Source organism: Streptomyces sp. NPDC005962, from assembly GCF_040629205.1.
In the GTDB taxonomy this organism is placed as follows: Bacteria; Actinomycetota; Actinomycetes; order Streptomycetales; family Streptomycetaceae; genus Streptomyces.
Genome location: NZ_JBEXVE010000003.1, coordinates 151,166 through 170,801, shown reverse-complemented (window position 1 = coordinate 170,801; position 19,636 = coordinate 151,166). Strand labels below are relative to the sequence as shown.

At 71.0% G+C, this 19,636-nt stretch carries 15 protein-coding genes and 1 tRNA gene; 7 read left to right on the top strand and 9 right to left on the bottom strand.

What is annotated here, in order from left to right:
• Positions 1-122: 122 nt before the first annotated feature.
• The 4 genes from ABZ370_RS06990 to ABZ370_RS06975 form a co-directional block, all read right to left on the bottom strand.
• The gene (locus tag ABZ370_RS06990) at positions 123-1,589 is read right to left on the bottom strand and encodes a Cys-Gln thioester bond-forming surface protein (protein ID WP_358617562.1); all 1,467 of its coding nucleotides are present in this window, start codon (positions 1,587-1,589) and stop codon (positions 123-125) included.
• A gap of 207 nt (positions 1,590-1,796) precedes the next feature.
• Entirely contained in the window at positions 1,797-2,249 is a 453-nt protein-coding gene (locus ABZ370_RS06985; RefSeq protein ID WP_358617559.1) for a single-stranded DNA-binding protein, read from the bottom strand.
• 205 nt (positions 2,250-2,454) lie between these two features.
• Complete coding sequence (locus ABZ370_RS06980; RefSeq protein WP_358617556.1) at positions 2,455-4,443, bottom strand: GTPase; 1,989 nt, start codon at positions 4,441-4,443, stop codon at positions 2,455-2,457.
• Positions 4,444-4,449: 6 nt separating this feature from the next.
• Positions 4,450-6,066: a dynamin family protein gene (locus ABZ370_RS06975; protein WP_358618340.1), complete on the bottom strand. Its 1,617-nt coding sequence runs from the start codon at positions 6,064-6,066 to the stop codon at positions 4,450-4,452.
• A gap of 383 nt (positions 6,067-6,449) precedes the next feature.
• Between ABZ370_RS06975 and ABZ370_RS06970 the strand changes: the two genes are divergently transcribed.
• Positions 6,450-6,525, top strand: a tRNA-Arg gene (locus tag ABZ370_RS06970).
• 140 nt (positions 6,526-6,665) lie between these two features.
• On the opposite strand, the gene ABZ370_RS06965 is transcribed toward ABZ370_RS06970, so the two are convergent.
• Positions 6,666-7,100, bottom strand: a complete 435-nt coding sequence (locus ABZ370_RS06965; RefSeq protein ID WP_358617554.1) for a MarR family transcriptional regulator — start codon at positions 7,098-7,100, stop codon at positions 6,666-6,668.
• A 439-nt stretch (positions 7,101-7,539) separates the two neighbouring features.
• Between ABZ370_RS06965 and ABZ370_RS06960 the strand changes: the two genes are divergently transcribed.
• The 4 genes from ABZ370_RS06960 (at position 7,540) to ABZ370_RS06945 (ending at position 13,752) form a co-directional block, all read left to right on the top strand.
• Entirely contained in the window at positions 7,540-11,367 is a 3,828-nt protein-coding gene (locus ABZ370_RS06960; RefSeq protein ID WP_358617551.1) for an amino acid adenylation domain-containing protein, read from the top strand.
• 32 nt (positions 11,368-11,399) lie between these two features.
• Complete coding sequence (locus ABZ370_RS06955) at positions 11,400-11,624, top strand: tautomerase family protein (protein WP_358617548.1); 225 nt, start codon at positions 11,400-11,402, stop codon at positions 11,622-11,624.
• Between the two features lie 70 nt (positions 11,625-11,694).
• On the top strand, positions 11,695-12,435 hold the full coding sequence (locus ABZ370_RS06950; protein WP_358617546.1) for an arylmalonate decarboxylase: 741 nt from the start codon (positions 11,695-11,697) through the stop codon (positions 12,433-12,435).
• 93 nt (positions 12,436-12,528) lie between these two features.
• On the top strand, positions 12,529-13,752 hold the full coding sequence (locus ABZ370_RS06945; protein WP_358617543.1) for an MFS transporter: 1,224 nt from the start codon (positions 12,529-12,531) through the stop codon (positions 13,750-13,752).
• A gap of 56 nt (positions 13,753-13,808) precedes the next feature.
• On the opposite strand, the gene ABZ370_RS06940 is transcribed toward ABZ370_RS06945, so the two are convergent.
• From ABZ370_RS06940 to ABZ370_RS06930, 3 genes are all read right to left on the bottom strand, one after another.
• Positions 13,809-14,075: a GlsB/YeaQ/YmgE family stress response membrane protein gene (locus ABZ370_RS06940; protein ID WP_358617541.1), complete on the bottom strand. Its 267-nt coding sequence runs from the start codon at positions 14,073-14,075 to the stop codon at positions 13,809-13,811.
• Positions 14,076-14,188: 113 nt separating this feature from the next.
• A complete protein-coding gene (locus tag ABZ370_RS06935; protein WP_358617538.1) occupies positions 14,189-15,214 on the bottom strand; it encodes a hemolysin family protein in 1,026 nt (341 codons plus the stop codon).
• Entirely contained in the window at positions 15,211-16,524 is a 1,314-nt protein-coding gene (locus tag ABZ370_RS06930; RefSeq protein WP_358618339.1) for a hemolysin family protein, read from the bottom strand. Before ABZ370_RS06930 ends, ABZ370_RS06935 begins: the two co-directional genes overlap by 4 nt.
• 955 nt (positions 16,525-17,479) lie before the next feature.
• On the opposite strand from ABZ370_RS06930, the gene tgmA reads away from it, so the two are divergent.
• Entirely contained in the window at positions 17,480-17,671 is a 192-nt protein-coding gene (gene tgmA, locus ABZ370_RS06925; RefSeq protein WP_358617536.1) for a putative ATP-grasp-modified RiPP, read from the top strand.
• Positions 17,672-17,696: 25 nt separating this feature from the next.
• Positions 17,697-18,629, top strand: a complete 933-nt coding sequence (tgmB, locus tag ABZ370_RS06920; protein WP_358617533.1) for an ATP-grasp ribosomal peptide maturase — start codon at positions 17,697-17,699, stop codon at positions 18,627-18,629.
• A 4-nt stretch (positions 18,630-18,633) separates the two neighbouring features.
• On the opposite strand, the gene ABZ370_RS06915 is transcribed toward tgmB, so the two are convergent.
• On the bottom strand, positions 18,634-19,620 hold the full coding sequence (locus ABZ370_RS06915; protein WP_358618338.1) for a zinc-binding alcohol dehydrogenase family protein: 987 nt from the start codon (positions 19,618-19,620) through the stop codon (positions 18,634-18,636).
• Between the last annotated feature and the right edge of the window lie 16 nt (positions 19,621-19,636).

Sequence of the window (19,636 nt, the reverse complement as noted above, 5' to 3'; positions counted from 1 at the left end):
AAGGCGGAAACCAGTTGTTCCCCCGTCCGGGACGACCGCCCTGATACGAAGGGCCGGAGCCCCGCTTTCCGCGGCCCCGGCCCTTCTTCACTTCCGTCGTCGGCGGTCACGCCACCGGACGGTCACTCGCCCGAGGGGGCCTTCTTCCTGCGGACGAAGAAGATCGCGCCGCCGCCGATCACGACGAGGGCGATGGCGATGCCCGCGATCACGGGCGTGGTGCTGCTGCCGCCGGTCTCGGCGAGGTCGCCGCCGCTGGTCTGGTCGACGGCGGTGGTCTCACCGCTGACGACCTCGCCGGTGCCACCGGCCGACGCCGGGCCCGCCTGGGTGGAGGGGGAGTCGCTGCCGCCGCTGCCGGCGATCCGGCAGTCCAGGACGCCGGAGAAGGTCTTCTTGAAACCGTTCGGGCCCTGGACGCTGAACGTGTAGCTCCGGTCCTCGCTCACCGGAACGGTGACGGTCTTCGACTGACCGGCCTCGACCGTGTACTTCTGGTCCAGCAGCGTGAAGGTGAACGCCTCGTCGCCCTTGTTGGTCGTCGTGACGTCGACACCGCCCTCGGCGCAGTCCTTCTCGGCGGTGACGGCCGGGGCCGCGCCCTTCTCCGCCCAGTGGGCGGTGGCCGAGGCGGAGACGGTGCTCTCGCTGGAACCGGCGAGTATCTGGGTCTGGCTCTTTGTGTCGCTGGAGAACGCGCGGCCGACCGGAACCTTGGTGGCGGCCTGGGCGGTCAGCGAGACGGAGCCGTCGGACGCGCCGGACGGCACGTCGACGTAGACCTCGCCGCCGTTGGCGGCGCTGGTGATCGCCTTACCGCTCTTGTCGACGAGCTTGACGCCGGAACCGACGGCCTCGGTGCCCGGGGTGAGGGTGACACTCTCGGCGTTGGTGCGGACCTTGACCGGGCCGAGCCGCTCACCGGCCTTGCCCGAGACGGCGGGCGGTTCGAGGCTCAGCGAGGCCTTGGGCTCGGCCAGGTTCCGCGCACTCTTCTCCAGATAGTCGGCGAGCTTCTCGGCCGCCGGGTCGACCGCGTCGACCTTGGCCCCGTCGGAGAAGCGCCAGATGGCGACCTGGGTACCGGCTGCCGCGGTGTTCTCGGTGAGGGCGCCGGAGCCCGCCTTCGATGCGAGTTCGGCGAGGTCGTTCACCTGGGGGTAGGAATTCTGCAGAATCCAGTTGATCTTGCCCGCTTCGCGGTTGTTCGCCAGCGAGGTCTGGTTCCAGGGCTTCTCTTCGTATTTCGCCTTGCTCTGCGTCGGGTTGTGCAGGTCGATGCAGTACGTCTGGATGCTGCCGCCATTCTCGACCGCCATCTCGAAGAGACCGGCACCGACCTCCTGGTCCCCCGTGCCGCCCTTGTCGGCCTTATCAGCCGTATCGCCCTCGTCATCCCCGCTGTCGTGGATGACCGCCTTGTCGAAGGTCTTGAGGCCGCTCAGCGTGGCGGTGGCTCCACCGTTTCCCGGAGGCACATCGTCCGCGGCGGCGGTACCGGCGCCCGCTATCGCGCCCACGGCGACCAGCCCTGATGCCAGAACGGCGGCCACAAGGCGGGCGGCGCCCCGCCTCTTCACAGAAATCATGGTTTCCCCTCCGGGCGAGCGCCAGTCAGTTGGTGCGCCGCGCCAGCGAACTCAAAACTCAGTAACCCCCGTTGGGCACTCAGGGATACTAGGGAGCGAAAAGCCGCGCCATCCCCGATTGGACCGGGCGCCAACCGATCCGAATCGGAATTGTTATCTCCCCCACAGACCCCGAATGAGCTGGGATTATCGATAAATCCCCCCTGGTCACGGCGATGTTGCCCCAGTCGGTGCGTTTAAAAGCGGTTTGGCCTGGGAGACCCGCCGGAAGGCGGACGTACCGCGCGTGAGGTCGTGCCCGACCGCCACCGCGTCGAGCTCCGCGGTGACCCACCGCTTGGGTCCGCTCTCCCCCTCCCCCGCGCCCTGCCGGGCTTCCTCCCGCTCCCGCTCCTTCTCGCGCTCACGCACCCGCAGGGTGCCGTGGACCAGCAGCGGTTCGCCGAGCGAGACCGAAGCGGCCACGTTCGCCGCGAGGGTCCGCCAGGTCCAGACCGTGTAGAAGCTCGTGTGCGCGTCCGTCCACCCCTCGCTCCTGCGGTCCCAGCGACGCACCGTCACCGCCAGCCGGAACCGGGCCACCGCGACCCCGGCCGCCGTCTCCCAGAAATCCGGGCGCGTCGCGGCGTTCCCCACCAGCGTCGTCCAAGTCTCGTTCATGCCCGCTCCCCCATCGCCCGCGCTCTCCCGCGCTCCCCCGGCGGCCCACCGGACCGCCGACCCCCATGCTGCCCGCGATCCGCGCCCCTCGCCGGAGCCTGTGCACAACCCCCAGGCTGTGGACAACCCGCTCCCTCGTTCCGGTGAGGCGCCGCCCGAAGGCCCCGCCCCTCACCCGTCCCTCACCTCACCCCGCCCCCTCACCTCACCCCTCCCCCGCCGCGATCACGTACTGCGCCCGCACCTCCCGGTACCGCGCCAGCTCCGCCCCCACCGGCCCCAGCACCCGCGCCCGTCCGCAGCCCACCGCCGCGTCCCGCAGCCGGACCTCCGCCGCCTGTCCGTACCGCCGCGCGGGCCCCCGCGCCGCCAGCCCGCACGTCCACGCCAGCCCCGCCCCGGCCAGCGCGCCGCCCGCCGCCAGCGCCGCGGGCGCCCACCAGCCCGGTCCGCCGAACAGCCCCGCCACGGCCCCCGCCAGCCAGACCGCCGCCACCACCTGGAGCACCAGCAGCACCACCTGGCCCGCCGCCACCGCCGACCACCACCCGGGCCGCGTCAGGCACTGCCCGTGCCGCGCCGCCGCCAACGCCTCGTCCACCGCCTCCGGCAGCCCCCGGCCGCCCCACCCGGCCGCCTCCCGCACCGCCTGGGCCCAGGGCCCGGGCAGCCCGGCCGTGGCCTCGTCGGCGAGCGTGCGCACGGCCTCCTCCACCGCGGGCCGCGCCGTCACCGCTTCCATCGCCGCCGCCTTCGCCCGCGCCCCGGGCACCTCCCGCTCGTCCTCCGCCCGCCCGCCGACCGGCCTCCGGCCCCGGACCAGCCGCCCCCACCGCGTCCCGCACGCCCACCGCGCGTCCCGCAGCCAGGCCCGCTCCGCGGCCTGCCCGGCCGCCGCCGCGCCCGCCGCCTCCGCGAGCCGGTCCTCGAACGCCGCCCGCGTCAGGCCGGTGAACCCCTCCGGTGCCCCGTCCGCCACGTACTGCGGGCGCAGCCGGGCGGTCGTGCCGTCCACGTCCGCCGCCAGCCGTCGCTCCGCCGCGCCGCATTCGGCGGCGAGCCCGCCGAGCATGTCCCGCAGCTCCCCGACGCCCTCCCCGGTGAGCGCGGACAGGGCGAGCACGGCCGCGCCCGGCTCCCCGTGCTCGCCGAGCGCCAGCCCGTCCTCGTCGAGCAGCCGCCGCAGATCGTCCAGCACCTGGTCGGCGGCGTCGCCGGGCAGCCGGTCCACCTGGTTGAGGACGACGAACGTCACCTCCGCGTAACCGGCCAGCGGGCGCAGATAGCGCTCGTGCAGCACCGCGTCCGCGTACTTCTCGGGATCGACCACCCACACCACCGCGTCGACCAGCCCCAGCAGCCGGTCCACCCGGTCCCGGTGCCCCGGGGCGGCCGAGTCGTGGTCGGGCAGGTCCAGCAGGACGAGACCGCGCAGCGCGGGATCGTACGGGTACGCCGGGCGGCGGCGGTCCGCGAGCGGGATGCCGAGCCGGTCCAGCAGCCCGTCGGCGTGGTCGGTCCAGGCGCAGGAGAGCGGCGCGGCGGTGGTCGGACGGCGGATACCGGCCTCGGAGAGCGGCGCCCCGGCGAGCGCGTTGAAGAGTGTCGACTTACCGCTTCCGGTGGCTCCGGCGAGGGCGACGACGGTGTGCCCGAGCGGATGCCGTCCGCGCGCGGTGGCCTCGTCCAGTACCCGCCCGGCCCCGGCGAGGGTGCGTCCGTCCAGCCGGGTGCGGGACAGCCCCACGAGCTGGCGCAGGGCGTCGAGGCGCGGCCGCAGACTGCCGGCGGCGATGCTGCGGGCGCCGGGCCCGAAGGGCCGCTCGTAGGACGCGTACGCCTCGTAGACCTCATACGCCTTATACGGGTCGCCCGAGCCGTAGGAGGCGTAGGAGCCATGGGAGGCATGGGAGCCGTACGAGACGGCGGGCTCACAGGGCGCCGGTTCGCGGGGCTCCCGTGCGTCGCCGGACCCGCAAGCCTCTTGCGGTTCACGTTCGGCAGCGGTCCGCGGCGCCGGGGCGGTCGGGCCGGAGGCCTCCCGGGGGGCGCGGCGGACGGCCCGCCTCCCGGCGCGCCGGGCGATCAGCCCGTCGTCCCATGTCTGCCGCGCCCGCACCACACCGTCGGAGCCCGTATCGTCCCCGGGCCCGCATCCATCCCCGCCATCGAGACCGGCAGCAGTGGCCGTCACCTTGGGTCACCTCTCTTTCTGCAGTAGGGACAGTGCGGCGATCAGCTGGACCTGGTGGTCCGGGGTCACGTCGAGGGCGTCGAGGGGCGCCAGCCGCCGGTCGCGCTCCGCCTCCAGGACGCGCGCGACGCAGCCGTCGAGCAGCCGCCCGCCGCGGTCTCCGAGCCCCAGCGCGCGGTGCGCGCCCAGCGTCTCGGCGAGCCGTTCGCCCGCCTCACGGGCGCGGCGCCCGCCCAGCAGGGAGGTCACCAGCAGGGCGACGACCTCGTCGGACGCGTCGGTCCCGCTGCCGTCGGGGACGCGGGCGCGGGTCTCCTCCTCGGCCAGTTCCTCGACGCAGCGCTGCCAGCGCCGTACGGCCACGCCGATCCGTTCCCCGGCCTCGCGGGCGTCGGCCGGGGCGAGCCCGGTCCGGGCGGCAGGGTCCCGTTTCCCCGCCTCGGCGACCCGGTCGTCGGCGGCGGCCGCCGCGCTGCGCAGCAGGGTGGCGAGGGATTCGGTGAGCGCCGTAAGAAGCTCACCGGGGGTGCTGTCGTGCGGCTGGCCGTTCCAGTGGGTGAGCGCGCTGCCCGCGAGCGCCGCGCCCGCGGCGATCTCCCGCCGCACCCGCTCGGCCGCTTCCCCGTACGCCCCCTCGACGCGCTGGACCAGCCGCACCGCCGCGGCGTGCTGGGCCGCCGCCGCTCCGGCCAGGGCGGGCATCCGGGCCTGGAGCGAGGCGAGGACGCCGGCCGCGGTGCGGGCGGCGGCGACGGTACGGGCCTGCGGGTCCTGGGCGTGCCGGGTGAGCCAGTCGCGCAGCGCGGCGACGGCGGTGGCCGGGAGCAGTCCGCTGCCGCCGCCCGCCGACTCGGGAAGCTCGGGGATGGTGAACCGGGGGATCTCGCCGAGCCCGGCCTCGCCAAGGAGCGCGGCGTACTGCCGGGAGACCTCGGCGGCGACCTGGTGCGGCACCCGGTCGAGCACGGTGACAAGTGTCACGTCGTACTCCTTCGCGGTCCGCAGCAGATGCCAGGGGACGGCGTCGGCGTACCGGGTGGCCGTGGTGACCAGCACCCAGATGTCGGCGGCGCAGATCAGCTCGGCGGCGAGATCGCGGTTGCGGGCGACGAGCGAGTCGATGTCGGGCGCGTCGAGCAGCGCGAGCCCCCGTGCGAGCCCCGGGTCGGTCTCGATGCGCAGGGCCGCGGGCCCCTCGCCTTCCCGGGCCCGTTCCTCCTCGTCGTACGGTCCTTCCGCCCGGTCTCCCTGGGCGGGTACCCACACCCTGGTGAGCTGCGGCAGCACCCGTTTCCCGGCGAACCAGGAGTGATCGTCGGGGTGACACACCAGCACCGGCGTACGGGTCGTCGGCCGCAGCACGCCGGCCTCCGTCACCCGCCGTCCGACCAGCGAATTGACCAGAGTGGACTTCCCTGCTCCGGTCGAGCCGCCGATCACCGCCAGCAGAGGCGCTTCGGGGGCACGCAACCGGGGCACGAGGTAGTCGTCCAGTTGAGCGAGCAATTCGGCGCGGCTGCGGCGAGCGCGGTCGGCACCGGGGAGGGGGAGCGGAAACCGTGCGGCGTCAACGCGGTCGCGCAGTGCGGTCAGCGCGTCGAGCAGCCGGGGCCGTACGTCCAAGATCGCCACATGCGAAGAATGCCCGGTTTTGATCTCTTTTTGAAGCGTATGCTCACTCGTGCGCGTCTAAGAGACCCACCCGGATCACCTCAGACCGGACACGAGGCATACGGGACGCGCGGGACTCAGGCATAACGAGTAGACAACACCCGCCGTTTGGGGCGTGAAAAACGATGCGAGTTTCGTACCTGCCTGCGATTATCGGACCGCTTCACTGAACCTCCACAACGTGCCACGGAGGTGAAGCAACCGGGGCGAGGCGCAGGGAGCCCTATCCTTGTCCCCGGCAAGGTCACGGAACCGCCGCGCCCGGCCACCGGCACCACGGCCGCATCGCGGCCCCGTCGGCACCCGGGGGCTCAGCAGTTCCAGGCCCACCACCGGCCCCCGTAGCTCAGTGGATAGAGCAGGCGCCTTCTAAGCGCTTGGCCGCAGGTTCGAGTCCTGCCGGGGGCGCCACTGGCTTAACCGTCAGCCGGGCCGCACGGCCCGTCCCGCCCGCACCGCCGCCACGGCCGTGCGGGACGGCGAGGCGTGTGAACTCCTGTCGAAGGCTGACGTACCGCCGGGCGTCCCGGAGTTCACACGGCGCCCGGCGCCTACGGCGCGGGGGGCGTGTCGCCGAGCGAGAGCAGCAGCTTGCGCATCAGGTGGGACAGCTGCTCCTGCTCCGTCCGGTCCAGGGCGCTGAACAGCCGTTCTCCGTTGCGGATATGCCCCTCCACCGCGTTGTCCACCAGCTCGAACCCCTCCTGGGTGAGTGAAATCACCATGCGGCGGCGGTTGGTGGGGTCGAGTTCGCGGTCGACGAGGCCGCGGTCCACCAGCCGGTCGACCCGGTGGGTCAGCGCCGGGGGCTTGATCATCATGGTCGCGGCCAGGGCCTTCGGGGACAGGGCGTACGGCGGGCCGCTGCGGCGCAATGTTGCGAGCACATCAAATTCCCAGCGCTCCATACCCTCGCCCGCGAGGTACGCCGCCACGCCCTGCTCGACGAGCCGGGTCGCGCGCGAGAGCCGCCCCATCATCCCCATGGACCATGCGTCCAGGTCAGGGCGGCTTTCCGACCACTGCTGAAGGATGCGATCAAGCGCGTCATCCCCTTTCCCACGCCCCTGCCCACGCTGCTCGTTCACCTCGCCGGTCCCATCGAGTCGAGGTGAGTTCAACATCGAACTATTTGACATGTGGCAAGCCTACTTTCTACGGTCAGTGGCTGTCAGACAGCTCTGGGTACGCAAACGGGGGACACATCCAGGCGCGCCCTTGAGCACACCAAGCCTCGTCCATGCCCATGACCGGCGCCAGGCCCGGGATGTCTTCCGGCCGCAGGCCCCGGCGGACATGTCCGAGGTGACCACCGAAGACCTGAACAGACCAGTCTCGTCAAAACTGCTTGATCTCATCCGACGGCGTTCGTGCTCGAAAGCCATCGCCGGAAGCCATCAACCAGAGTCAACGGGAAGGTTTTTCATGCCTGTCGGCCATGCCACGCTGCCTGAGCTCCTTCGCACACAAGCCGCCTCACGACCCGACGACATCGCCGTCGTCTCCGCGGACGCCCACCTCACCTACGCGGGCCTCCTCGACCGAAGCGCCCGCTTAGCACGTCGCCTCCAGGAGTCCGGCGTACGCCGCGACCACCGTGTGGGACTCTTCGCCGATCCGTCCCTCGACCTCATCGTCGGCGCGTGGGGCATCCTCGGCGCCGGAGGCGCGTATGTGCCGCTCTCCCCGGACTATCCCGAGGAGCGGCTGCGCTTCATCATCGACAACGCCCGCGCCCACGTCATCGTCTGCCAGTCGCAGCTGGCCGACCGGCTGCGCCAGCTCGCCCCGTCCGACACCCTCGTCCTCACGGTGGAGGAGGCGCTGGCCGAGCGGCCGACCGGGGCCCCGCCGCCCCAGCCGGACCCCCTGGAAGAGCCACAGCCCGACGGGCTCGCCTACGTCATCTACACCTCCGGGAGCACCGGCAAGCCCAAGGGGGTGATGGTCGAACACCGCAGCATCGCGGCCCAGCTCGGCTGGCTCCGGGACGCCGGCCATCTGGGCGGCGGCACCGTCATCCTCCAGAAGACCCCGATGAGTTTCGACGCCGCCCAGTGGGAGATCCTCGGCTCGGCGTGCGGCGCCCGCGTGGTGATGGGCGCCCCGGGGGTCTACCGCGACCCGGAGGGGCTGATCGACACGATCGACCGCCACCGGGTGACCACCCTCCAGTGCGTCCCGACGCTGCTCCAAGCCCTGGTGGACACCGAGCGGCTGGGCGACTGCACCAGCCTGGTCCGGGTGTTCAGCGGTGGTGAGGCGCTCACCAGGGCGCTGGCCGCCGAGTTCTTCGCGACGCTGCCGACGGCGCGGCTGGTGAACCTGTACGGCCCCACCGAGTGCACCATCAACTCCTCGGCGTACGAGATCCGTCCGGACACCGTGGACGACGAACCCACCGTCATCCCCATCGGCGCCCCGGTCGCCCGCACCGGCTACCACGTGCTGGACGAGAACCACCGGCCCGTGCCGCACGGCGAAACCGGTGAGCTGTACATCTCGGGCGCCCAGCTCGCCCGCGGCTACCTGCACCGGCCCGAGCTGACCGAGGAGCGCTTCGCACACCTCGCGCCGGAGCCCGGGCAGGACCCTGTACGGCTGTACCGGACGGGCGACCTGGTCTCCCAGGCCCCCGACGGCATCGTCCACTTCCTCGGCCGGACCGACAGCCAGGTCAAACTGCGCGGCTACCGCGTCGAGCTGGACGAGGTCGCCCGCACCATCGAGAACCACGCCTGGGTCAAGCGGGCCGCCGTCCTGGTCAAGGACGACCCGCGCACCGGCTCCCAGAACCTCGTCGCCGCCGTGGAGCTGAACCCCAAGGAAGCCGCCCTGATGGACCAGGGCAATCACGGCTCCCACCACCAGTCCAAGTCCAACAAGCTCCAGGTCAAGGCCCAGCTCTCCAACCCCGGGCTGCGGACGTCCGAGCAGCTCGCCGGACGGACCCAGGTGGACCTGCCCGGCCGCGAGGCGAGCCCGGTGCTGCGCCGCGAGGCGTTCGCCCGCAAGACCTACCGCTTCTACGAGGGCGGGGACACCAGCCGCGCACGCGTCCTCAAGCTGCTCGACCACGGTGTCGACCCCCTCGCGTCCCGGCCGCTCGGCGAGCTGACCCTCGCGGGGCTGGGCGCGATCCTGCGCTCCTTCGGACAGTTCCACAGCGAGGAGCGGCTGCTGCCGAAGTACGCGTACGCCTCGCCCGGCGCGCTGTACGCGACCCAGATGTACCTGGAGATCTCCGGCATCGGCGATCTGCCCGCCGGTATCCACTACTACAACCCGCTGGACCATCAGCTCACCCTGGTCCGCGCAGTGGAAGATGATGGCGGCTCGCCGCGGCTGAAGGTCCACTTCGTCGGCAAGCGGCAGGCCATCGAGCCCGTCTACAAGAACAACATCCTGGAGGTCCTGGAGTTCGAGACGGGCCATATGGTCGGCCTGTTCGAGCAGGTGCTGCCCGCCCACGGGCTGGCCATCCACCCCGACGGGTTCCGGCCGGAGCTGCTGCCGCGGTTCGACGTGGCCGAGGACGACCACTACCTGGGCACCTTCGACATCCGGCAGAGCGACGGCCGGCAGCCGGAGGACCCCACCGAGGTCTACCTCCAGGTGAACCCCGGAAAGGTCACCGACCTGCCGGGCGGTCAGTACCGGTACCGCTCCGGCGACCTGGAGAAGATCTCCGACGAACTGGTGCTGAAGAAGCATGTGATCGCCATCAACCAGGCGGTCTACGAGCGCGCCAGCTTCGGCATCAGCGCCGTCAGCCGGGCGGCCGAGCCCTGGCTGGAGTACATCGCGCTCGGCAAGAAGCTCCACCACCTCCAGGCCAACCAGCTGGGGCTGGGCCTGATGTCCTCCGGCTACAGCTCCAAGAGCGGCCATCCGCTGCCCGCCGCGCGGCGTCTGGACAGCATCCTGACCGACGCCTCGATCCCGGCCGGCGCCTCCTACTTCTTCGTCGGCGGCCGGATCTCGGCCGAGCAGGAGGCGAGCGAGGGCATGGGCGAGGACATCGTCCATATGAAGGGCCCGACCGAGGTGATCAGGGACGACCTGGCCGCCTATCTGCCGGACTACATGCTGCCCAACAGGGTCGTCGTCCTGGACGCGCTGCCGCAGACGGCCAACGGCAAGATCGACGTCAAATCGCTGGCCACCTTCGAGGAACTGTCCCAGGGGCTGGAGAGCCGGGCCTTCGTGGCGCCGGAGACCGACATCGAAAAGGCCCTCGCCGAGCTGTGGGGGGCTGCACTGAAATACGAGCCGGTCTCCACCGAGGACAACTTCTTCGAGGCGGGCGGCAATTCGCTCATCGCCGTAACCCTGGTCAACCGCCTCAACAAGCGGTTCGGGACCAAGCTGCCGGTTCAGGTGCTCTTCGACGCGCCGACGGTCGCCCGGCTGGCCCCCCATATCGACGGCACCGCCACCGGGGAGATATCCCGGTTTCTGCGGCTGCACCCCGAGGGCGGCAAGTCGCCGGTCTTCTGCTGGCCGGGGCTCGGCGGCTATCCCATGAATCTCCAGCAGCTCGCCTCGGGCGCGGACGTGGACCGGCCGTTCTACGGAATCCAGGCGCACGGCATCAACGACGGCGAGACGCCCTACCCGACGATCCGGGACATGGCCGCGGCGGATGTGGCCGAGATCCGGAAAATCCAGCCGGAAGGCCCCTACACCCTGTGGGGCTATTCCTTCGGCGCCCGGGTCGCCTTCGAGACCGCGTGGCAGCTGGAGGACGCGGGGGAACAGGTGGAGAACCTGTTTCTGATCTGCCCCGGAAACCCCAAGGTTCGGGAGACGGACGGGAAGCAGTTCGGGCGTGAGGCGACATACCGCAATCCGGCCTACCTCACGATCCTCTACTCCGTCTTCACCGGCGGTATCAGCGGGCCCGACCGCGATCGCTGCCTTGAGACGGTCCGGAGCGAGGACGAGTTCGTGGCGTTCATCCATGAACTCCTCCCGCAGCTGGACGAAGCGCTCATCCGCCGCATCACCCGGATCGTGGAGGCCACCTACGAATTCGAGTACAGCTTCCGCGAACTGGCCGAGCGCGAGCTGAACACACCCGTGACCATCTTCAAGGCCTCGGGCGACGACTACTCGTTCATCGAGGGCAGCTCGGGCTATTCCGCGACCCCGCCGACCACGGTCGAGCTCGTCGGGGATCACTACAGCGTGCTGAAGAAAAAGGGGGTCGGCGAACTCGTATCGGCCATCCACACCCGCCTCGGCAACTGAGCCCCACGCAACTGAGCACCACGGAGGAAGACATGCCTCATCTCACCATCAAGCACTTCCCCCTGGACATCGGTGAACAGCGGCGGAAGCAGCTCACCGAGGACCTCACCGCGCTGGTGACGCGGCACTTCGAGGTCCCCGAGGGCGCCGTCTCGATCGCACTGGAACAGGTGGACCAGTCGTCGTGGAACGACGCCGTCATCGTTCCGGAAATCATAGGGCGGCAACACCTCCTCATCAAGGCCCCCAACTACTGATTAGGACCGATGAGTAGGACTACTGAGTAAGCCCCCAGCTCACCCTCACACGAGAGTCGAGGAGCGCGATATGACCGACTGCCTCGGACCGCGTCTCAAAGTCGGCGTGGTCCTTCCCGCGACCAACACCTCCGTCCAGCCGGAAATGGAAGCCATGCGCCCGGAAGGAGTGACCAACCACACCGGACGCATGCAGACCGAGGACACCTCGCTCACCGGCGGTATCGACGATCTGATCAGCAGCTACCGGGAGTCGACCCATCGGGCGATCGGCAGTCTTCTGCCGTGCAAACCCGACTGCTTCGTCATCGCTTTCTCCCCCGAGATCTACTGGGACGGCCCCGGCTCCCAGGACGAGGTGGTGGCTTCGATGAAGTCCGCCAGCGGGGGTCTTCCGGTCACCATGAGCCCGGACGCCTTCACCACGGCGCTGTCCCTTTACGGCGCCCGGCGGCTCGGTGTCATCACCCCGTACGTTCCGTCCGGTGACGACTCGGTGAGCCGGTTCTTCACCGAATCCGGATATGACGTGGTGTCGATGACGGGGCTGGGGTGCAGCAGTCCGGAACGGATCGCCCATGTACCCGAGCCCGAATTGCGGGACGCCGTGAAGGCCGTCGACACCCCGGACGTGGACGCGATCGTGCAGGTGGGCACCAATATGGCCATGATGCGCGTCGCGGCCGCCGCCGAGGAATGGCTCGGCAAGCCCGTCATCTCCAACAACACGGTGCTCTATTGGCGGGCACTGCGGCAGAACGGCGTCGCCGACCGCGTCAGGGGATTCGGCTCCCTGGCCACCGCCTACTGACACGCACTGACACCTACTGACCTGACCAACAGCCGGGCGGGGGCGGGCCGAAACGTCCCCGCCCGGCTCCGACACGGAAAACGGGAGAACTACGTGAGCACTACCGGCAGTGCGAAAACTGCCATGGACCCGCAGCGGGTCACCGACGACGAGCGCCTCCCCATAGGGAAACTCCTGGCGCTGACCACCGCCGGATTCCTGGCCATCATGACCGAGACGATGCCCGCGGGCCTGCTTCCGCAGATCGGCGACGGCCTCGGCGTCTCCGAAGGGCTGGCGGGACAGCTCGTCACGCTGTACGCGATCGGCTCCGTGGTGGCCGCCATCCCCGTCATCGCCGCCACCCGCAGTATGCGACGACGGCCGCTGCTGCTCCTCGCGGTCGGCGGGCTGCTGGCCTTCAACACCGTCACGGCGCTGTCCGCCAGCTACGAACTCACCCTCGCCGCCCGCTTCATCGCCGGTATGGCCGCCGGAGTCGTCTGGGGGCTGCTCGCCGGATACGGCCGGCGGATGGTCTCCGAACATCTGCAGGGCCGGGCGCTGGCCATCGTCGGAGTGGGCCAGCCGATCGCGCTGACGCTCGGGGTCCCGCTGGGCACCTGGCTCGGGTCGCTGTTCGACTGGCGCGGGGTGTTCTGGATCATGTCCGGCGTCGCGCTGCTGCTGATGCTCTGGATTCGTGCGCTGGTCCCGGACTTCGCCGGCCAGAGCGCCACCGAGCGGCTGCCGATCCGGAAGATCTTCGTCATGCCGGGCATCGCTTCCGTGCTGGCCGTGGTGCTCCTGTGGATTCTGGCGCACAACATCCTCTACACCTACATCGCGTCCTTCCTGGAGCGGGCCGGTCTCGGCGGGCGTGTCGACCTCGCGCTGCTGGTGTTCGGCGCCTCGGCCATCGGGGGGATCTGGCTCACCGGGGTCCTGGTGGACCGCAAGCTGCGCCCGGTCACCCTGCTCAGCCTCGCCGGGTTCGCGCTCGCGTCCCTGGTGCTGGGGGTCGCGGGCTCGTCGGTGCCGCTGGTGTTCCTCGGCATCGTCGTCTGGGGTGTGACGTTCGGCGGCGCGCCCACGCTGCTCCAGACCGCCAACGCGGACGCGGCCGGGGAGGCCGCCGACGTCGCGCAGTCGATGTTCGTCACCGTCTTCAACCTCGCGGTCGCGGGCGGCGGGGTGTTCGGCGGTCTCCTGCTGGAGTCGGCCGGTGCCGGGTCCATCCCCTGGGTGCTGTTCGGGCTGGCGCTGCTGGCCACCGCCGTGGTCGCCCTGGCCCACCGGAACGGCTTCAAGCCGGGCCCGCGGGTCACCGACGGCTGAGTCCTCGTCGGCCTCCTCCTCTGCACAGGCAGCGGAGGAGGCCGTTTCGCATGCCGTCAGCGGCGGGAGTTGCCGAAGAGCAGACGGTAGGCGATCAGCAGGACCAGGGAGCCGGCTATGGCGGCTCCCCAGGTGGCGGGGTCGAAGAACTGGTCGTCGACGGGGCGGTCGAGGAACTCGGCGGAGAGCCAGCCGCCGAGGAAGGAGCCGATGACGCCGATGACGGTCGTGCCGATCAGACCGCCCGGGTCCCGGCCGGGGAGGAGGAACTTGGCGATGGCTCCAGCGATAAGCCCGAGGACGATCCAGCTCACGATGCTCATGGTGCGGTTCTGGCCTTTCGAGGTACGGGGTGCAGGGCTGGGCTGCCCGTCTGGCTTCTTTACCGGACCGTTGGGGGCAAACCTCACGCCGCAGACATGAGGCACCGGGCCGGTCAGGGAGCGTCCGACGCGGCCTCCCCCACCAGCTCCTCCAGAACGTCCGTCATCGTCACGAAGCCGAGGACGGCGCCGCCGTCGCCCGTCACCGCCGCCAGATGGGTGCCCGCGCCGCGCATCGCCGTCAGGGTGTCGTCCAGCGGGGTGTCGGCCGGGACGCGGGTGACGGTGTGCAGGGCGGTGCGGGGGAAGGGCCGGTCGCGGTCGGCCACGCCGAGGGTGTCCTTGATGTGGAGGTACCCCAGAACCGCACCGCCGGGGCCGGTGACCGGCAGCCGGGAGAAGCCTGAGGCGGCCGCGGCGCGCTCCAGGACGGCGGGGGTGACCCGGTGGTCGACGGTGACCATCTCGCCGCGCGGGACCAGGATGTCCCCGGCCCGCCGGGTGCCCAGCTCCAGGGCGTCGCGCAGCCGCTCGCTGTCGGAGGCGTCGAGGAGGCCCGCGTCGCTGGAGTCCCGTACCAGCCGGATGAGTTCGGCGTCGGTGTAGACCGATTCGACCTCGTCCTTGGGCTCGACCTTCAGCAGCCGCAGCAGCCCGTTGGCGAAGGCGTTGATGCCGAAGACGACGGGGCGCAGCGCGCGGGTGAGGGCGACCAGGGGCGGGCCGAGGAGCAGCGCGGTGCGCTCCGGGGCGGCGAGGGCGATGTTCTTGGGGACCATCTCGCCGATGAGCATGTGCAGATAGGTGGCCGCGGTCAGGGCGAGGACGAAGGCGATCGCGTGCACCAGGGCCTCGGGGACGCGGGCGGCGGCGAACACCGGCTCCAGCAGGTGGGCGATGGCCGGCTCGGCGACCGCGCCGAGGACGAGCGAGGAGATGGTGATGCCCAGCTGGGCGGTGGCCATCAGGGCGGACAGGTGCTCCAGCGCCCACAGCACGGTGCGGGCGCGCTTCCCGCCGTTCTGGGCGTGGGGTTCGATCTGGCTGCGGCGCACGGAGATGAGGGCGAACTCGGCGCCGACGAAGAAGGCGTTGGTGAGCAGGGTGAGGGCGCCGATGGCCAGTTGCAGCAGGGTCATCGGGCGTCCTTCCCCGCGTCGGCGGAGGCCGGGGCGGTGATCCGTATGCGGTCGGCGCGGTGGTGGTCCACCTTGAGCACGGTGAGCTGCCAGCCGTCGGTCTCGATGCCGTCGCCCGCCCGGGGGATGCGTGCCAGGGCGGTGGCCATCAGGCCCGCGACGGTTTCGTACGGGCCCTCGGGCACGGTCAGGTCGATGGCGGACAGCTCGTCCAGCCGTACGGCGCCGTCCGCCTCCCAGGTGCCGGGTCCGGCGGGCACCAGGGCGGGGGTCTCGTCGGGGTCGTGTTCGTCGCGTACGTCGCCGACGACCTCCTCGACGATGTCCTCCAGGGTCGCGACACCGGCGGTGCCGCCGTATTCGTCGATGACGAGGGCCATGGTGTGCGCGCCGCGCAGCCGGTCCAGCAGCCGGTCCACCGGGAGGCTGTCGGGGACCAGCAGCGGAGGGGTGGCCAGCTCGGTGACCGGGGTGGCGGCCCGGCGGGCGGCGTCCAGCGCGAGGACGTCGCGGATGTGCACGGTGCCGACCACCTCGTCGAGGCTGTCGCGGTAGACGGGGAACCGGGACAGGCCGGTGGCCAGGGTGAGGTTGGCGGCGTCGGCCGCGGTCGCGTGCGCCTCCAGCGCCTGGACGTCCACCCGCGGGGTCATCACGTTCTCGGCGGTCAGCTCGCTCAGGTGGAGCGTACGGACGAACAGCTCGGCCGAGTCGGGCTCCAGCGCGCCCTCTGCGGCCGAATGGCGGGCCAGCGCGACCAGTTCGTCCGGGGTGCGCGCCGAGGCCAGCTCCTCGGCGGGCTCCAGGCCGGCGCGGCGCACCAGGCGGTTCGCGGTGTTGTTGAGGTGGTGGATCAGCGGGGCGAAGGCGGCGGTGAAGCCGCGCTGGGGGCCCGCGACGACCTTGGCCACGGCCAGCGGCCGGGAGATCGCCCAGTTCTTGGGCACCAGCTCGCCGATCACCATCAGGACGACGGTCGACAGCGCCACGCCCAGCACCGAGGCCACGGACGAGGCGGCGCCGCCAAGGCCCGCGGCCCGCAGCGGGCCCTGGAGCAGGACGGCCAGCGAGGGTTCGGCGAGCATGCCGATCACCAGCGAGGTCACGGTGATGCCCAGCTGGGCGCCGGAGAGCTGGAACGTCAGCCTGCGGGCGGCCTTGAGCGCGCTTCCGGCGCCCCGCTCGCCCGCCGCGGCGGCCCGCTCCAGCTCCCCGCGCTCGACCGTGGTCAGCGAGAACTCCGCGGCGACGAAGACCGCGCAGGCCAGGGTCAGCGCCAAGGCGAGCAGGACCAGCAGCACTTCGGTCAGCACGCCGGTCCCCTTCCTGTGCTTCCGCTGCTACCTGTGCTTCCGCTGCGCTCGCCGGCCCGCTCACGGGCGGACATGGGGGCGCATACGGGGGCGGATACGGATTCGTGCGCATCCGGGGTGGGGCGGGGGGTACTGGGAGGGTCGTCCATCGCGGTGACCGCGACTCCTTCGTGGCTTGAGGGGCTCTTGGTAAAAGAACGGCAAAGCACGGCCCATGGTTCCCGTCCGGCGGCCCGGCCTCCCGCTCTGGCAAGGGCCCGGGGGAAGTGCGGGCGACACCCGGCTACATGGCCGAATTGATCCACCCATGGCATGGGCGTGGGAGTTGCTTTACCTGGCCGGAACGTTCGGTCCGGCAAGAACGGTGAACGGCGCACAGAGAAGGAGTGAACGCCGCCATGGTGTTCAAACAACTACCTGGCCCATTCGGTGCCGACGCGCAGCCCCTGAACCCGGTGCGGACCCGGCGCGGACCCGGCGCGGTCCGCCGGTCCGGTGCGCTCCGGCGGGCCGCCGCCGGGCGGGACGGAAGAGACCCAGCTCACACCGGCGCTGCGCTGCACCGTTGCGGCCGAGGAGATCGAAGTGACCTTATCGGCCAACCCGGACGGCCCGGATGGCGTCTTGGAAGCCGACGGCCCGACGCGCCGTCGGGCAGGGCGGGTTGTTCGCGAAGGGGTACGGCACCCCCGGAAACCCCCGGAAAGGCTGAGGTGGAGGCATGGATGCGGCAGGTGACCGGCCGTCGCGCGGGGGCCGCCGCGGCGCGCACCGCGCCCCGGAACCGGGCCGGATGTAATGGAATTGCGCGTCCGGTGTGACGTACTTCATGCTGTCACAGATCTGACATAACAGCGCGTAGTGAACCTCCTACCGATTTATTACGTAGTGTTGTGTGATGGTCAAGCTCATCTCGAAACAAGCGAATCCCGTGGAGTATTAGAGGTCAGCCATGAAGCCCTTCGCCTTGAACCATGCGGTCCCAGCCGAGCAATCACCGGCCGTCATTCCGTACTCGTACAACGCCGCCCTGCAGCTGAATGTGCTGCCCGATGGACGCCCCGCCATCTCCGACCGGGGGGTGCTTCTGGAATGCGGCACGACGACCTCCACCGCGGGCTCCAAGACGCACTTCGACGACTGACCGACCCCACCGGCCTTCCACGTCGATGACGGTACTCATCCTGACCTGCCAGGAAGATGTGACAGCCGACCTGGTGGTGTCCGAATTACGCGCGCGAAATGTCCCGCTGATCCGATTCGATCCCGCCGACCTTCCCGGACAGGCGGGGCTCTCGGCCGAATTCGACCGCGGCGACTTCACCGGCTATCTGTCGACCGACGGTCGCCTGGTCAGCGTGAACAGCTTGCGGTCCATCTGGGTGCGCCGCCCGGGGCAGCCGGCGGCGCACGCCCCCGAGCCCTCCGAGTGGCTGACCGCCGAGTGCGGCCAGGCCCTTTACGGAATGCTGTATTCCACCGAGGCGCGCTGGATGAACCATCCCAGCGCCTCCCTGCTGGCACGTTCCAAACCGTGGCAGTTGCGCACCGCGCACCGCAGTGGATTCGCCGTTCCCCCGACGCTCATCACCACCTATCCGCGCGCCGCCAAGGAGTTCGCCGGTCAGTTCCAGGACATCGTGGTGAAGACCGTCTCCGGCCCTCCGCCGGTGAATCCCCCCATCACACTGCCCACCACCCGCATCGACCCCGACGCGGATTTCTCGGGCGTCGCGGCAGGTGCCACGCTTCTTCAGCGCTACATTCCCAAAACGGCTGATATCCGACTGACCTGCGTCGGCGGCCGTTTGTTCGCGGCCCGGAAGACGGCAGCTTCCGGGCAGGTTGACGGGAGGTATGGTTTCTATGGCCATCTATGGGACGCGGTGGACGTTCCCCACCGGATCGCCCAGGCCGTACAGGAATACATGACCTTCGGCGGTCTCGCCTACGGAGCTTTCGACTTCGCCGAGGACGACGACGGCACTTGGTGGTTTCTGGAGTGCAATCAGGGCGGCCAGTTCGGGTTCATCGAGCTGGAGACCGGCCAGCCGATCGCCGCCACCATCGCCGGCTGGCTCGCCGCGCCCCGTCCCGCCTAGCGCTTCAGGGCGCCACCAGCACCGCTACGCCGTTCACCCGGTCGTTCGCGAGGTCGTCCAGGGCCGCGTCCGCGCGGTCGAAGGGGTAGGGGGTGACCATGGCGCGGATGCGGTGGGCGGCGGCCGCGGTGAGGAACTCGCGGCCGTCCTCACGGGTGTTGGCGGTGACGCTGCGCAGGGTGCGCTCGTGGAACAGGTGGCGCTCGTAGTCCAGCGCGGGAATGCCGGAGAGGTGGATTCCGGCGACGCTCAGCGTGCCGCCCGCGTCCAGCGCCTCCAGCGCCACCGGCACCAGCTCGCCCGCCGGGGCGAAGAGGATCGCGGCGTCGAGCGGTTCGGGCGGCCGGTCGTGGGCGTCCCGGGCGGAGGCGGCGCCGAGTTCGAGGGCGAGGTCCCGGGCGGCGGCCGAGCGGGTCAGCACATGGACGACGGCGCCGCGCGCGATGGCGACCTGCGCGGTGAGGTGCGCGGAGCCGCCGAAGCCGTAGATACCGAGCCGTCCGCCCGCCGGGAGGTCGGCGCGGCGCAGCGCGCGGTAGCCGATGATCCCGGCGCACAGCAGCGGGGCCAGTTCCTCGTCGGCGTATCCGGCGGGCAGCTCGTAGGCGTACGCGGCCGGTACGGTGACGTACGGAGCGTAACCGCCGTCCGCATCCCACCCCGTGTAGACGGACGAGGGGCACAGGTTTTCCTGGCCGCGCACGCAGAAGCGGCACCGGCCGCAGGTACGGCGCAGCCAGGGGACGCCCACCCGGGCGCCCAGGGGGTGCCCGGCGGCCCGCTCGCCCGCCGCGATCACCTCGCCGACGGCCTCGTGCCCGGGGACGACGGGGGTGCGGTGCGGCGGCAGGTCGCCGTCGCGGATGTGGAGATCGGTACGGCACACCCCGCAGGCCCGGACCCGGACCAGCAGTTCGTCGTCCGCCGGGCGCGGAATCTCCAGCTCCACCTGGTCAATCCGGCCCGGCGCGCGAACCACCCAGGCCCGCATGGCGCCCGGAACAACC